The following is a 14,256-nucleotide window of genomic DNA, read 5'->3' as shown; positions in this document are numbered from 1 at the left end:
GGCTTAGCCCTCCACCGCTTCTTGCGCGAGGCTGATTGCGTTGTCCAAGTCGTTGATTGCGTCTTCAAGCTTCGACACGGCGTCGGAAGCCTTCTCGCCCTTCTCGCCATTCTGGAAGGCTTCGGGCATGTTGTCGTAATACTCTTGTTCTTCGTCGCGCGCCGTCTCTAGTTCGGCCTTCGCTTCTTCAAGCTTCGATATGGCGTCGTTGATGGCCTTGCGCCGCGCGTCGTTCATAGTTGGACTCTCCAATGTCTTTGAAGGCTTGGCCTTCGTTGCGAGCCGCGAGCTTCGCGGCGATCCGTTGGAGACATTCCCGCTCAAAGCGGGCCATCTCCAACACGATGTCGTCGGCGCTCACGGCGCCAGCAAAGCCAACCGGAGCTTGGCGCCGGGGCAGACTTTCGCCAGCACCAAGAGGCGGGCGCGCTGCACGTTCTCCGCGCGAGGCTTGGAAATCGTGCTCCACACAAGACCGTTGAAAGCTTGAATGACGTACATGGGGCGGGGTCCCTGTTTCTGAAAAGGACGATACCCGATTTGAAAAACGGGAGTCAATTCCAAAAAGGAGGCTCCCGTTTTAAAAAATGAGTCCGTTAACGGGTAGTTAACGGGGTGCAGTAGGTCCGGAGCTTGGACTCGAACTCCCCCACCGCGGCCTTGCGGACCTTGTGGCGAATGACGCGGTTGCGTTCGGCGTTGCCGGTGTCGTTGGCTTCGATCAACCGGCGCACGGCGAGCGCGCACGCGGCGAAAAGGACGCCCGCTTGCTGTTCGGCGTTGAGCCCGGACTCGGACACGGCGTTGTCCACGCTCATTAGAAGCATAGCGCGCGGGTTGTCGGTGACGGCCTTAACGGCCGCGATGTTCTCCGCCGACATTGACGGCGGTGGGAGTTCGCCGCCCATCAGAGCGGGGTTGATGTCGCGGGGGTCTTGCATGGTCTTCAGTCCTTCTTGTGGGTGGAGGTTGCTTCGGTGGGAAAGTGCTTCGGGTTGCGTGCGTAGAACTCGCGGTCGGTCATGCCCTCGCGGGCGACTTGCTCCGCAGTGACGGCGTTCGTGGCCCGGAGGTGCCGGGCGTACTCGGTGCGGTGATCGAACCACACGCACGCGAGAATGACGGCCGCGAAGACAGCGCCGGACAAAAAGCTTTTCATTTGCGGCCCTCCGGGAATTCCCAGCGGTCGCAAACGTCGTGCTCGTCCTCCATGGGAATGTACGTGTAGAGCGGAACGGAGCATCCATTGCCGCACGGTGTGGAGCCCACTTGAATGGGCATCAACCACGTGTAGCGCTCGCGGTGCGATTGAAGGCACCGGCCGCGATCAAGGCCGCACGATGCGAGCGCGAGGGCGAACGCGAGCGCAGCGCCCGCGAGTAGGAGTCTAGCTGACATGGGGCTTGCTCTTGCGGTGAGGGCGCTTCTGCGGAAGCTGGAACACTTGGAAACCGTCTAGCCCGTTGCGGGCGCGAAGCGCGGCGATCCGCAGCGCGCCCAACGTGGTCTTGCACCCGGGGTGCTTCTCCCTCACGCGCGCCAAGCATTCGACGTAGGGGAGCCCGACGGAAAGCAAGGTCTTGCGGTCGCGGTTCTTGGCTTCGCTGAAGGAGACCACCTTGCCGGTGTCGCGCTCCACGTAATGCGTGATGACCATCAGCGCTTCCACAAGCGCGGCGCGAATGGGCGTACCGCGCGAGCGACGTTGCAGCGGCGCGGGCGGGGGTGGCACTTCGGCGCCGGGGCGCACGGTGCGGAGAATGGAGACAAGTTCAAAGAGCTTGACGCGCGAACCCTTCCACCCCTTGAGCGGCGGAACGTTCCGGATTTTGGCGAGTCGGTTGTACTCTTGCACTAGCTCCGGGGCGTTCAATTTTGAGAGGGGTTTCGGCGGCATGTCGTAACGGCTTTCAAAATGTCTCTGCGTGAAAATGGATGCTTAAAAATGCCCGTGTTGACGCACTCCACGGCGAGCGCCGCTTCAAGTATTCCGGCCTTCAGCTTGTCGCCGACGTTGCCGGGCGCGAGGTACAGCACACGGTCGGAAGCCTCGCCGACTTGGAGGAGGAAGAACGCGTTGGCGCCAAGCTCCCACCGCGTGCGCAAGAACTTGATTTGTGCGTCTCGCTTTTGGAGCGCGAAGCGAACGGGCGTGGTTGGGCGCGCCGGGCGTGTGGTCGATTTCAATTCGAGTTGGAAGGCACCGTGCGGGCGCAAGTAGCCGTCCACGTCCGGGAAGCCCGCGCCTAGCATGTTCTCGACCCGCTCCATGTGGAGCACGTCGGGGAATTCAAGCCGGGCTTTGGAAAGCCAAGTCCACAAGGAGGATTCGCGGGCCATCACGCTTCCCCGAACACGTCGGCCACCGTGCAGTTGCGCGGCAAGCGAGGGGTGATGACGTTGCCCGCGAGGGTGTAGCCGATGCCGTGCTCGCGGTGGATGAAGTACCAATAGGAGAAAACGGCGGAGCGGGTGAGGTTGAGTTGCTGGACGGCCTCTCCGACTTTCACGCCGTCGGGGTGCTGAAGGAACCACCGTAGAATTGCGGCCCGCTTCTTGGAGCGCACGGGCTTCAAGAGCTTTGCGGTTGCGGCTTTGCCGCCGTCGCGCTGGTAGCGGGAAATAGGGCCGTCCGGCTCTTGCAATACTTGGACGCTAAAACGCGCCCCGGTGAGCCGGACGGCCCCACTAAATGCTTTGGTCATGAAAATGTCCGTCTGCAATATGCAAAACGGATATGGTGTTTTTAAAAACAGGTCAAGCGAATCTTAAAACAGAATCAGCTTGACTTTCGCTTCGCCTCCCGGTCCGTCGGGACCTTCGCGCCTTCGCTGCGCAACCGATTGCGATACCAGTTTACAGTAGGCAAGGACATGGTTGTGCGGGGGTGCGCGCGTCTAGCCGCCGCGAGCGCTTCGGCGTTCGTCTTGCCGCGCTTCAGCGCAGCAACCACCACTTCCGCAGCGCTCCGCATGGATCAGGTCGCCACGTTGGTGTTGACGCTGAAGCACTCATAGGACGCCGACAAGCGGTCCCACTTCAGCAACCGCACCACGCCACCCGTGCGCTTGCCTGCGATCATGACGGCCGCCGCGATGGCCACCGGATCGCCGACGGCCAAAAGGCAATCGCGCATGGAGTAGTCGGACATCACCCGCGCAATTTGCTTGGTGGCTTGGTCCATGCGGTCCTTGAAGATGTTGCCCGGCCCCAGCAAGTAGACAAGGCGCCCGTGCGCCGCTGCGGGGGTCAAGTCGTACTTCGGCACGAAGGTCTTCAACACGCGGTCAAAAACGGCGGGTTGCTGGACGACAAAAACGCGGCTCATAATTCAAGGCTCTTTAAAAAATCACGCAATCCCGTTCCTGCGATTGCTTCTGCAATGTCGATACGCTCTAAAATCTTGGACCTAATGTATTCGTCCGGACCGGGTGCTTCGAAGTCCAACACTTCGATGTTATGGCCTCCGATCTTCGTTGCCCGTTCCTCCGCTTGCGCCCGCAACCGGGCCTTGAAGGTGTGCGAATAGTTGATGACCTTATAGGCAACGGACATATCTAGGCCGCGCCCGCCGGATTGGATGTGCCCGATGATGGCTTTAACCTCCTTGTCATCTCGGAACGCTGTGAGGTTTCGTGGCTTAACATCATCGGGCACGCGGCCATGATAGCCAACGACCCGGTGCCCGTCCTGTAACAATTGCGCCTCTACCAAATCGATGTCCTTTTGGTACTGGCACCAAATAATCACCTTGCCGGGGCACAAATAGACTTCTTCCGAGATGGCCTCCAAGCGCGGGTTGCGGCCGGGGATTAGGTGCGTGCGCTTCTGTTCATCAATCACGAAGCCGGAGCAAATTTGCTGCAACTTGGTCAAGCGTTGCATGCGCTCGCCCAACGACACTTCTTCGTCCTCAATCTGCACAAGGAAGCTCTTGTGCACTTGGGCGTATAGCTCGCGTTGCTCCGGCGACAATTCGATGGGGCGCACGCTGCGGAACAACGCGGGCATGCCCTTCACGTCGTCGCGCGTGACCACCGAAGAGTATTGCGCGATCCGCTCGCGAAGCTCTTCTTGATTCCGGAAACCCAATAGCTTGCGGTACTGGCGCCCGGCGCGCGTGCTGGCCAACTCATATTCGGCATAGCGGGAATCGAAGTCGGAAAACTTGGTGTAGCCAAGCGCGCCTTCCTTCAGCAATTCGAACTGCGACCACGCCGCGAGCGGCGAGCCCGTGAGCAAGGTGCCGGTAAGGTCGCGCTTGTAGATCGCGCGGCGCGAGAGCGCGCGGGCCATCTTCGTGCGGATGGAGCCCGGGGACCCGAAGTCGTCGGACTCGTCGTACACGATCAGGCACCACCGCCACTTCAGGAAGCGAGCCACCGCGCGGCGCACGTCGTCACGCGTCATGCTCTCCGTGTTCACGGACATCCAAAAAAGCTTCTTGCTCTTGCGGATGGTCTTCAGCTTCTCCCACCACGCTTCTTGCTCCGCGGCCCACTTCGCAGCGGCGGCCTTGCTTAGCCGGTTGCCGCCCTTCTTCCCGGCCACGCGCGAGCGCCACACGATGGTTTCGCACTCCACGCCCGGCCAACAATGCTTCGGCAACTCGCGCTCTAACCAATTCGCGTGGACGCCGTTAGGAGCGAAGACCAACACGCCGTCAATCTTGCCAAGGTCCCCGCCGTTGACGAAGAGTTGGCACGCGGTGTCAATCGTCATTTTGGATTTGCCGGTGCGCATGGTCCACAACAGCGCGCGGGCCTCCTTGCCAACGTGCCGTTCGAACTCTTCGATTTGGTGGTCAAACGGCGGTTCGCGGAAAGGCGCCACGATCAAGTCCGCCGCGTAAGGGTACTCGGTCATTGCGCGAAGTCCTGCCATACGTTGTCAATCGGGAGCCCAAGCGCCGACGCGTATTCAATGCAATTCCACGTCCCGCCCGTCGTGCCGTCCCACAGCGCGCAAAGGCGGTTCGCGTTGTCACACATCCATGCATTACGGGCTTGCATCTTGTGGGCGCTATAGCCGGGCGGGCTAACCACGTGGATGTCCGCGGCGCGCGAGAGCAACACGCCGTAGTGCGCACGCGACGCGGCGGGCCACATAGCGTCCTGCCCTTCGAACGGCACGGCGGCGGTGAAGGGGATTCCTAGTTGGATTGCCGCTTCAGCGAAGGCTTGGTCCCACCCCAACGCCATGCCGCTGATGACTTCCGACGCGAGCGAAAGGCCAAGGTAGTTGCGCGCCACGGTGCGGAGCTTCTTCCGCACGTCGTCGCCGTAGCCGCCTAGCTTGTTCGGGCGGTGCCCGGTGGCTGCGATAATCATGTGCGGGCCGTCCTTCGGTTCATGGACGGCGTGGCCCAAGAGAGATTCCAACGCTCATTGCACAGCGACTCGCCGTTGCCGTGGTCGCCGATGGTGTGTAGTTCGGACGGTGGCAAGATGCCCATGCGCTCCGACAAGATCGCCTTGTGAAGCCACACGTGGATTTGCCGCCCGGCAATGCGGGTGTTGCGGCGTGCGTAGAACTTGCGCCCGTGCTTGTCGCGGACGAAGTGCCAGCGCCATTGCAACGCCCATTGGTAGTCTTCCGGGCTCACCGTGCAGAAGAGCCCGGCGCGGTCGTCCAGCCAAATGCGGCACGGCTCCGCCTTGATGATGGTTGCGAAGGTCCCGTGCATGGCTCACTTCCGGAACCGTTTGTAAAGCTCGCCTTCCGCCGTGATGGGGCATCCGTCGTACTCCGGCGGAAGATCAGCCATCACCGCTTCAAACGACTTCACGTCGCCCGCGCCTTCGTCGCACTCGGACAGAATTTGGTCGTGGATCGAAATCAATAGGTCGTAGATGTGGCCGTGTTTCTCCGTTAGCGAAATCTTCGCGTGGGCCATGATGTCCCGCGCGATGGCCTGCGTGATGTTCTCCGTGAGCTTGCCGCCGTAGGTCGCTTGCCGCACCCACTTGTTTGTCTTCTGATCGCGGCCCATGAAGCGGATTTGAGGGCGCGTCTCTCCCCACGAAGTCTTGGTGGGTTTAATCTCCGGGTCGCAATAGTTGAGCGTGCGGCCGGAGGGCAGGCGGCACTTCAGGAAGCGGCCTTCGATGTACCACACGACCACGCCGCACTGTACGCGGCGGCCCGGATGCTGAATCGCTTCGACGGCGGCGGCCTCTTGGGCCTTCCACATCTCCGGCACTTCGGAGTAGCGCGTGCGGTACGTGTCCACGGTGTACTTGCACAACGCGAGTTCGTGGAGCACGCCTTCCGGGTCTTCGCGTTCGTCGCGGAGCGCCCGGCGGCTCTTGGCGGCCTCGCGTTCGGCGAGCCTGTACTTGCGCCCATCATCGAAGTCTTCCGGCTTCGGAAAGAGCTTCTTCCGCACAATGCCTTCGTACTTCTCCAAGCGCTTGCGGCCCATCATCGCGAGCACTTCGGTGCGGGTGAGCACGATGTTGTAGGTGCGCAGCGTGATTAGGAACTTGAGGAAGCCCATTCCATAGCCAAGGCCCAACACGGCCACCTTGCCGAAGTCGCGCTCCGTGGCGCCCATTGCGTTGATGGGCTTCGCCGTCTCCTTCGTAATTTCCCGGCCGTAGATGCCGGACGCCATGTCGCAATAAATGTCTTTCTTTTCGCGGAAGACGTTCAACGCCGTGTCGGCGCCCGCCTCCCACAGCACGCACCGTGCCTCAATGGCGGCATAGTCGGCCGACACAAGGTCGCGGCCCTTGGGGGCAATGAGCGCGCCGCGAAGGCACGACGCAATCAAGTTCATGATGTCGCCGTGTACGGCTTCGCACCATTCAAGATCGCCCGACTTGATGTCTTCCACCGCAAGGTCTAGCGCGGTCTTCTTCGGCAGATGCTTCGCGAAGCGGCCCTTGGGCAAGTTCTGGACTTGGATTCCCTTACCCGCATAACGGCCCGTGCGCTCCGCGCCGCAGAAGGAGAGAAGGTCGCGGGCACGGTCGTCATCGTCCACGCATTCAAGCATGCGCTTAAACTTGTTGGTGGACGTGCGGTTCACCTCCTTAATGATGGTGAGCACGCGGCGAGCGCGCTGGGACAAGTCGGTGCGCCGGTCGAGATACCATTCAAGGGTCTTCGCGGTGGAGTCGGCAAGCTCCAACCCTTCATGCTCCGCAAGCCACTTCTTCAGGGCCTCGCGCTGCGATCCGGACTTAATGCCGGTGATGCTCTCCAACTCCGCGTTGATTTTGCGCTTGGCTTTATCAGCCATCCGCAGCGCCGCGCGTGCAAGCTCCGTATCAATGAGCACGCCGCGCCGGTTCATGCCCTGCGTGATATGCCAAAGCTTCTGTTCATTCGGGATAAGGTCGGGCAGGGCGTCCGAAAGGCACATCTCCGCGCGCACGTCTTGCTTGCAATATTCCCACCCGGTGGTGATGCCTTCGATGTCTTCGGCGAACTCAACGTAGTCTTCGCCCAAGGAGTCCCGCTCGCGCTTGGAGAGGCGGGCGGGCTGGCAATACTTCTTCACGAAGTTTTCGCCGCGCGGGTCCTTCTTCTGTGGGAGCCCCAACGCTTCGATTGCTCCTTCCAGCGAACGGGGCAGGGCGAGCGCGGCGCACTTCGCGGCGGAGCACATCCATTGGTCGTCCGGGATTTCGGGCCAATCGTGCTGCGGCAGCATCACGTTTTGCCAGAAGTTCTGTTCGAAGCCCGCGTTGTGCGCTTCGACCATGCCGCCTTCGGCGATCCATTGGAACAGGTCTTCCGGCGGCGCCGACTCTTCGATGCCAAGGGCGGGATAGGCGCGGTGCCACAACTTCACTTCGTCGGAGCCGGGCAGATGGTACGCCAAGCAATGGGCTTGCGTCGTACGATGCCGCGAATAGAGCCACGAACCGATGCGCTTCAGATTGCCAGCGGAACGGCCTTCGAAGTCGATAGTGGCGCGCGGCCGGACAATCTCCGGCCGGATCGCGCGTAGGATAGTGCGGGGGCTAACGTGCAACATCAGAAGTGCGGGTCCATCAACCCAACGAATGGCACGGTGCACACGTCACCGAATGACGACGTTAAAAGGGTCGATGTTTGCGCAGTGGGCAAGCCGCTAAGCGTTGCGGGCGCGGCGGTTAAATCACCGGGGAAGTACAGATAATCGACCGCTTGGAACGAAGCGCCGGGGAGGGCCAAGTAATTGCCGTCGGCCCAAAAGCCCGAAAGGGCGTTCAACACGGGCGCGCCCGTGAGCGCCGCGACGGCCATCACGAACCAATAGTAGCCGGGTGCGAGCACGGTTGCGGCGAGTGTGCCGCTCTTGCCGCCCGTGGAGCCGAAGGCGTTGGAAAGCGCCGAAGACGATGTGACCAGATCGCCGGAGTCGCTAAGCCCGTCGGCCGTGCGCTGCCCCAACTTATAAATCATGAAGCGCGCGTTGCCCGCGGTCCCGGCGGTGTTCACCGACATCCGGAAGCCGGTGATGCGCGTGGGGCGCGTGATGCGCACCGGGACCACATAGGCACGGTTAGACGCGAGCGATAGCGTCTTGGAGCGCATCGGGATAAATCCCGGCACGCTGTAGATGCTGGAGTCGCTCACGTTCAAGCCGAACGGTGGCGGGTCCATGTAGCGCGACACCGGATCAAACTGAAAGGTGATGTTGTCGCCGGACGCAAAGGACGCGGTGGCGCTATCGTCGCGGTAGAGCACGTCAAGTGTGATCTTGCGATAAGCGCCGGACGCGACAACGGCCGTAACGCGGCCGGTCACGCGCTTGGTGAACACCGTGGGCGTGGAGAAGTACAGCGTAACCAACTGCGTTGCGAAGGCGTCGCCCGCGCGCAAGCCGTCAAGCACGCTTGCCACGTTGTTGCCGTCCTTGTCCGTCGTGCTCACGTAAAGGACGACGCTATATTTTTCGATGGTGAAGGTGCTGTTGAGCCGGAACTTGCCCGCGCCCGGATCGCTATCCGTCGTTACGGCGTCGAAGGTCCACGTGTTGCGCGCCATTCCGCCGCCGCCAGCGCCTCCGCCACCGCCCGTTCCAGCGGGGCCTTTGATGTTGCCAACCTTCGACCACGCGCCCGCGGAGCGCGCGTAAACGTCGCCCGTCGCCGCGTCCAAGTATTCGTCGCCGTCGGCCTGCCCAGCGATGGTGCCGGGCGCGCCCGTACCGTTGTACCAAAGAGAGCCCCGCGCGCCCGTGTCGCCCTTGGGGCCGGTATCACCGGGCGCGCCGTCGGCGCCCGCTGGGCCTTGCGGCCCCCTGATGTTGCCGACAAGAGTCCACGCGCTCGCGCCGCGGCGGTAAACGTCGCCGGTGGTCGTGTTCAAGTAAACATCGTTTTGCGCTTGGCCGGTGATGACGCCCGGCGCGCCCGTGTTTTCATACCAAAGCGAACCGCGCGCACCGTCGGCGCCGTCCGTGCCGTTAAGGCCGTCGGCACCCGACGGGCCTTGCGGCCCTTTGATGCTGCCGACAAGAGTCCACACGGTCGCGTCGCGGCGGTAAACTTCGCCGTTGGTCGTGTTCAAGTAAACGTCGTTCGGCGCTTGCCCGCTGATGTTGCCGGGCGGACCCGCGTTTTCATACCAGAGCGAGCCGCGCGCACCGTCGGCGCCCGCCGGGCCGATGTCGCCCGCCGGACCCGCCGCGCCTGTATCGCCCTTGTCGCCCTTGTCCCCCTTCGGACCCATGGCGCCTTGCGCGCCCGCCGGGCCGATGTCGCCCGCCGGACCCGCCGCGCCTGTATCGCCCTTGTCCCCCTTCGGACCCGTGGCGCCTTGCGCGCCCGCGGGGCCAACGCTTCCCGTGTCGCCCTTGTCGCCCTTCGGGCCTTTGAGGTTGCCGCCCGTCGCGGTCCACACGCCCGCCGACTTCGCGAACGCGGCGCCGGTTACGGTGTTGATGAAAGAGTCGCCGTCGTTGCCAAGCTCCGGGGCCGGGTCGCTTGTGCCGGTGAGAACGTTCGCGCCGTTCTGGCCGCGGATGTTGGTTTGAAGCTCCCAATGCCCGGCGGTCTTTTTGTAAACGTCGCTTGTGGTTTCATCCACGTAGACTTGTGAGTCCACGCCGTCGGCGTCATCGGGCGGCCCCTCGCCGAAAAGAAGATCAGCGGTAATGACGACGGCTCCCGGGGCCCCCGGCAAGCCTTGCGGTCCTTGCACACCTTGCGCGCCCGTCGCCCCTTGCGGTCCGCGCAAGTTGCCTTGGAACACCCAAGCTCCTTCAACCTTGGCGTAATAATCGCCGTTGTCGCGGTCAATATACAGGTCGCCGTTGCTGCCCAAACTCATGATGGGACTCCACTTCCAACTAGAATCGATTGCCCGACCACGCCGCCTTCCGGGGGCGGGCCGAAGCCGGTGATGACCGAAGAGCCTTCGTCGCCCGTGATGATGGTGGTGCCGTTGCCGGTGCCCTTACCGGCCGGGCCGGTGAAGCCGCGCGGGCCGCGGATGTTGATGACGAAGCGCCACGTGCCGCCCTTCTGGAAAATGTCGGCGGTCTTGGTGTTGAGCCAAAGGTCGCCGTCCTTGCCGTCGTCGCTCTTCGGATCGCGCGGGCCGGTGAGCACGGCGGAGCCGTCCTTGCCGTCCTTGCCGTTGGCGCCGTCTTTGCCGTCCTTGCCACGCGGGCCACGCGGGCCGGGCTCGCCGTCCTTGCCGTCGGCGCCGTCGGCACCGTCGGCCCCGTCCTTGCCGTCGGCTCCGTCCTTGCCCGGAGGGCCGGGCGGGCCGCGCTCGCCGTCGAAGCCGTCCCAACCTTCCAAGCCTTCAGGTCCGCGTTCACCGGGCGCCCCGGGCTCGCCGTCCTTGCCATCGCGGCCCGGCTTGCCCGGGGCGCCGTCCTTCGGCTTTGGGATGGCAGCAAGCACGGCTTCAATAATCGACGCCTTCAGGTCGTCCGTGTTTGCCGCTGCGGCCTCTTGGCCGCGCGCCTTCTTCGCCGCGCGCTTGGCGCGGATCGCGCGTGCTTCCGCCGGGGTCGCGGGCCGGACAAATTTGAAATGGGTTGCCATAGCGCGCCCCGCTTAGATCGCGATGCCCTTCGGCACGCGCTCGCACTTGATTTCGAATTGGTAGCTCCGGCCGCGCTCGCCCTTGCCGTAGTGCCGGGAGAGCAACGCGCCCGCCTTCTTGTCGAAGGCGGGAATAGCGGCCTTGCATTCACGCGCCGTGTTGAACGCCTCTCCGGTGGAGAGCTTCACGACAGCGCCGGACGATAGGGCAATGATCAAAACGGGGATGAACATGGGACGCGCTTTCGAATTGGATGGGGCGTGGAAAAGCCCGCGCGGGTGGTGTGCCCGCGCGGGTTTGTTCGTGCTTATTCGAAATCGTCGCCGTCGTCGGAGCCGTTGTCGAAGTCGTTGTCGTCTTGGTCCAGCCAAGCCGAGTCAATGTCTTCGTCAAAGTCATCCGCCGCGGCAATGCGGTTATCAAGGCGCGGGCCGTCCTTGATCTTCTGGACGTTGAAGAGCCCCAGCGCCACGCCCTTGCCCTTCGAACCCTTCTTGAGCCCGTAGGAATAGACGTTGACGCTCGCGCGGCAGTAGCAACCCGGATAGATCAAATCGGCGTTGCCGTGCTCCGGCCCGATGTCTTCGCGGTCCTTGGTGATGACGCCCGGCCGCGAATGCGTGGTGATGTTGGCAAAGCGCGTGCCCTTGCCGTAACCCTCCATGCCCGCTTTGGCCGCGCCGTCGCGCACGCCGCGCTTCACGTTGTCCGGAAGCTCCTTCCACGGCGCGCCGAAGTCTTTCCGCGAAATCGCGTCAAGCTCCTTCATGATGTTGAGCCAAAGTTCTTTCTCGCGCGGCGTGAAGTTCGCCGGGGTCCAGATCGCGGACAGACCGAACTTGGCCTTTGCGTCCGGGTCGTCTTCGTTGCGCCGGGCAACGAACAGGTTGGGGAAGGAGAGGCGGAAGACGGGGGTGAAAAACTTCACCGTTTTCTTGTCACTATCAGCCATATCGGAATATCCTCAAATATCTATTTATCAATGTGGAAACTGCAAAAGCAGAAACGGCACCATCTTTTCAAAATGGCGCCGTTTCAAGTAACGAATGGGGATGTAATGAGGATTAGCCGAAGTCGTTTTCGTCGTCGTTGTCCGCGATCTTCGGCGCCCACTCCACGCGGGTGCCGTAGTCGCCGCGCTCGCGCGCCGCGCGATCAGGCCAGCAATACCAAGCATGGTTGAAGTATTGCGACTTGATCGGCTTGCCCTTCGGGCCTTCGAAGAAATAGACGCGATAGGGTAGGACGATGATTAGCTCCGGCGGCGTCACCAAGTGCAGCGAGTCGCAACGCCCGGAGCCCCACATAAAGCCCGACTGCAACAACATCGCCACCTTGCCGTCCGCAAGCTCAAGGGACTTCGTGGTGAAGAAGTCCGCCAAGCCGTCGCGGTAAGGCGGATTGGTGATGATGTCGCCCGCCCACGTCTTCGTGCGCTTGGTGTAGTCGTGGCCGGTCTTGATGTCGGTGCCGGTGATCCGGACGCCCGGAAAGGCTTCCTTCAACGCGCCGACAAGACGGCCGCTCCCGCACGCGGGCTCCAAGATGTTGCCCGACGGCTTGAAGAAGCGCGCGAGTTGCAGCCCCTCATGCGGCGGCGTTTCGTAGTCGTCCAGCTTGCGGCGCTTGCCTTGCTCCGGCGGCTTCTCCGCGCGAGCGGTGGACATGAGCTTCCAACGGTTGCGGGTCCCGGTCATCACGCGCACTCCGGAAAGAAGCACGGGCCGCCGTCGCGCGCTGCGCATGCCGTCGGGCAATCGTCCTGCGTGCGGTCGTGCTCAATCGCTTTGCCGGGCTCCGTGGTGCGCCAATCGGGCCATACGCGGCCTTCGTTCTTGGTTTGCTTGGCCTCCCACGCGCGGGCGATGGCTTCGGGCGAGTGGCCTTGCGAGAGCGCGCCTTCGCAACCCAAAATGATCAGGTCCACCCACTCTTCCAAGTCGGACGGCTTCGCTTCAATCTCGCGTACCTCCTTCTTGATGTGGTCAAGGACGCCTTCGGTGCGCAGCGGGCGCGAGTACGGGCCGAAGGTCCGCTCACTCCAATCCCGTTGCCGGTGCAAATGGTGGTGGACAATCAAATCACTCACGGGTTTCAATCCTTTCAATGCCGTACGTGCTTGCAATCTTCTTGGGTGAAATGTCCTTGCCGCGTGCCTTGAAATTGGCGCCCACCGTGTTGGTGAGCGCGTGAGCGACGCGGCGCCGGAGAGTCGCCGCAACGTCAAGCGGCTTGTCTCCGTCGTCTAGTTCGGCCTTCATCGAAACGAAGAAGTCCGTGCTTTGGTAGTCGCCTAAGTTCACGCGAACCGATTGCGACACCGTAACTTCGCTGATCTTCACGACACGCACTCCTTGCGGTTGCGGGTCTCAAAGAATCCGTTTAGTTCGGGGTGCGTCTCCATCGCCCACCGGGCGAGGGTCGAAGTCCAATTGTTGTTGCACTTGAATTCCCGGTCTTCCCGCTCAATTTGGAAATGCCAGCGGATGCGGTGCAAGATCGCGTCGGCGGAGTAGTGTTCGAATCCCCGCCGCTTGACCTTCAATGCGAGTTCGCAGAACTTCGCGCACACTGCCGAAGGGATGTGTCCAACCTCCGTCATCACCGCCGCTCCGCAGCGCGCCGCATGTCCTGAAGGACGGCGTAGTGCGTGCCGCTCAAGGTCCATTCGGGGTGGTAGCGTTCGTCGGCCGCGCGCCGCTTGAACACGAACGACATCACGTCTTCGCGTCCTAGGCGGCTCTCCGTGTCGTTCTCTTCGACGCAATCGAAGCCCAACGTGTCAAAGACGCCCTTGAGTCCGTAGGATGTGAAGTACCAACAATGTTCATCGGGCCGGAAGTGCTTGGACCGCCGCGCGTGAGTGGCGTCGCGGAAGATCGGGATGGAGACGAACACGAAGCGCTTGACGCGGTTAATGAGCGTTTCGAAGTTCGGGATGTGCTCCAACACGTCCCAACACGTGATCGCGTCCACGCTCTCGCATTCGTAGGGGTTCAGGAACAGCGTGTACTTCTTGAGCCACCGGACGCCCGCCGGATTCACGTCGTAGCCATATGTGGGCTGCAACCGCCCGCCGTAACGCCGTTCAATGAACGCGCCCGCGCCGATTCCGATGTCCACCACGGCGCCCTTGGTGTGGCGCTCCACGAAGTCGCACCGCGCCTTGTTGAGCGCGCGGCCCATGGGCGTGTCGGCCATCTCGCGGTAGCGCTCAAAATACGCTGCGTCGTACGGCGCAATGCCTGCCGTCACCGGGTA

General features: G+C 62.5%; 21 protein-coding genes. All 21 read right to left on the bottom strand.

Going from position 1 to position 14,256, the window contains the following annotated elements; translation table 11 throughout:
* Positions 1-3: 3 nt before the first annotated feature.
* Entirely contained in the window at positions 4-237 is a 234-nt protein-coding gene (locus IVA91_RS28035; protein ID WP_247459671.1) for a hypothetical protein, read from the bottom strand.
* Between the two features lie 120 nt (positions 238-357).
* Positions 358-501, bottom strand: a complete 144-nt coding sequence (locus IVA91_RS28030) for a hypothetical protein (protein WP_247459669.1) — start codon at positions 499-501, stop codon at positions 358-360.
* 95 nt (positions 502-596) lie between these two features.
* Positions 597-941 carry a hypothetical protein gene (locus tag IVA91_RS28025; RefSeq protein ID WP_247459667.1) on the bottom strand — a complete coding sequence of 115 codons (345 nt, stop codon included), beginning with the start codon at positions 939-941 and terminating at the stop codon, positions 597-599.
* A gap of 5 nt (positions 942-946) precedes the next feature.
* A complete protein-coding gene (locus IVA91_RS28020) occupies positions 947-1,159 on the bottom strand; it encodes a hypothetical protein (protein WP_247459665.1) in 213 nt (70 codons plus the stop codon).
* Positions 1,160-1,387: 228 nt separating this feature from the next.
* Positions 1,388-1,855, bottom strand: coding sequence for a hypothetical protein (locus tag IVA91_RS28015; protein ID WP_247459663.1), 468 nt, complete (start codon positions 1,853-1,855; stop codon positions 1,388-1,390).
* A 14-nt stretch (positions 1,856-1,869) separates the two neighbouring features.
* A complete protein-coding gene (locus IVA91_RS28010) occupies positions 1,870-2,340 on the bottom strand; it encodes a hypothetical protein (RefSeq protein ID WP_247459660.1) in 471 nt (156 codons plus the stop codon).
* Positions 2,340-2,705, bottom strand: a complete 366-nt coding sequence (locus IVA91_RS28005; protein ID WP_247459658.1) for a hypothetical protein — start codon at positions 2,703-2,705, stop codon at positions 2,340-2,342. Before IVA91_RS28005 ends, IVA91_RS28010 begins: the two co-directional genes overlap by 1 nt.
* A gap of 272 nt (positions 2,706-2,977) precedes the next feature.
* Positions 2,978-3,328 carry a hypothetical protein gene (locus IVA91_RS28000; protein ID WP_247459656.1) on the bottom strand — a complete coding sequence of 117 codons (351 nt, stop codon included), beginning with the start codon at positions 3,326-3,328 and terminating at the stop codon, positions 2,978-2,980.
* On the bottom strand, positions 3,325-4,866 hold the full coding sequence (locus IVA91_RS27995; protein WP_247459654.1) for a helicase-related protein: 1,542 nt from the start codon (positions 4,864-4,866) through the stop codon (positions 3,325-3,327). Before IVA91_RS27995 ends, IVA91_RS28000 begins: the two co-directional genes overlap by 4 nt.
* A complete protein-coding gene (locus tag IVA91_RS27990; RefSeq protein WP_247459652.1) occupies positions 4,863-5,330 on the bottom strand; it encodes an SLOG family protein in 468 nt (155 codons plus the stop codon). Before IVA91_RS27990 ends, IVA91_RS27995 begins: the two co-directional genes overlap by 4 nt.
* Positions 5,327-5,686 (bottom strand): hypothetical protein, encoded by a 360-nt coding sequence (locus IVA91_RS27985; protein WP_247459650.1) that lies wholly within the window; start codon positions 5,684-5,686, stop codon positions 5,327-5,329. Before IVA91_RS27985 ends, IVA91_RS27990 begins: the two co-directional genes overlap by 4 nt.
* Positions 5,687-5,689: 3 nt before the next feature.
* Positions 5,690-7,987, bottom strand: coding sequence for a DNA polymerase (locus tag IVA91_RS27980; protein ID WP_247459649.1), 2,298 nt, complete (start codon positions 7,985-7,987; stop codon positions 5,690-5,692).
* Positions 7,987-10,269, bottom strand: coding sequence for a collagen-like protein (locus IVA91_RS27975; RefSeq protein WP_247459648.1), 2,283 nt, complete (start codon positions 10,267-10,269; stop codon positions 7,987-7,989). Before IVA91_RS27975 ends, IVA91_RS27980 begins: the two co-directional genes overlap by 1 nt.
* Complete coding sequence (locus IVA91_RS27970) at positions 10,266-10,994, bottom strand: hypothetical protein (protein ID WP_247459647.1); 729 nt, start codon at positions 10,992-10,994, stop codon at positions 10,266-10,268. The genes IVA91_RS27975 and IVA91_RS27970 overlap by 4 nt, the downstream gene beginning before the upstream one ends.
* 12 nt (positions 10,995-11,006) lie before the next feature.
* A complete protein-coding gene (locus tag IVA91_RS27965) occupies positions 11,007-11,228 on the bottom strand; it encodes a hypothetical protein (RefSeq protein ID WP_247459645.1) in 222 nt (73 codons plus the stop codon).
* Between the two features lie 74 nt (positions 11,229-11,302).
* Positions 11,303-11,947, bottom strand: coding sequence for an ssDNA-binding protein (locus IVA91_RS27960; RefSeq protein WP_247459643.1), 645 nt, complete (start codon positions 11,945-11,947; stop codon positions 11,303-11,305).
* Positions 11,948-12,059: 112 nt separating this feature from the next.
* Positions 12,060-12,692 carry a class I SAM-dependent methyltransferase gene (locus IVA91_RS27955; protein ID WP_247459641.1) on the bottom strand — a complete coding sequence of 211 codons (633 nt, stop codon included), beginning with the start codon at positions 12,690-12,692 and terminating at the stop codon, positions 12,060-12,062.
* Entirely contained in the window at positions 12,692-13,084 is a 393-nt protein-coding gene (locus tag IVA91_RS27950; RefSeq protein WP_247459639.1) for a dATP/dGTP pyrophosphohydrolase domain-containing protein, read from the bottom strand. Before IVA91_RS27950 ends, IVA91_RS27955 begins: the two co-directional genes overlap by 1 nt.
* Complete coding sequence (locus tag IVA91_RS27945; protein ID WP_247459637.1) at positions 13,077-13,337, bottom strand: hypothetical protein; 261 nt, start codon at positions 13,335-13,337, stop codon at positions 13,077-13,079. Before IVA91_RS27945 ends, IVA91_RS27950 begins: the two co-directional genes overlap by 8 nt.
* On the bottom strand, positions 13,334-13,597 hold the full coding sequence (locus tag IVA91_RS27940) for a hypothetical protein (protein ID WP_247459635.1): 264 nt from the start codon (positions 13,595-13,597) through the stop codon (positions 13,334-13,336). The genes IVA91_RS27945 and IVA91_RS27940 overlap by 4 nt, the downstream gene beginning before the upstream one ends.
* The gene (locus IVA91_RS27935) at positions 13,597-14,250 is read right to left on the bottom strand and encodes a methyltransferase domain-containing protein (RefSeq protein WP_247459633.1); all 654 of its coding nucleotides are present in this window, start codon (positions 14,248-14,250) and stop codon (positions 13,597-13,599) included. The genes IVA91_RS27940 and IVA91_RS27935 overlap by 1 nt, the downstream gene beginning before the upstream one ends.
* Positions 14,251-14,256: the final 6 nt, after the last annotated feature.

Source organism: Bradyrhizobium sp. 153 (assembly GCF_023073835.1).
GTDB lineage: Bacteria > Pseudomonadota > Alphaproteobacteria > Rhizobiales > Xanthobacteraceae > Bradyrhizobium.
Note: the sequence above shows the minus strand (reverse complement) of the source record. Positions and strands in the feature narration are given on the sequence as shown.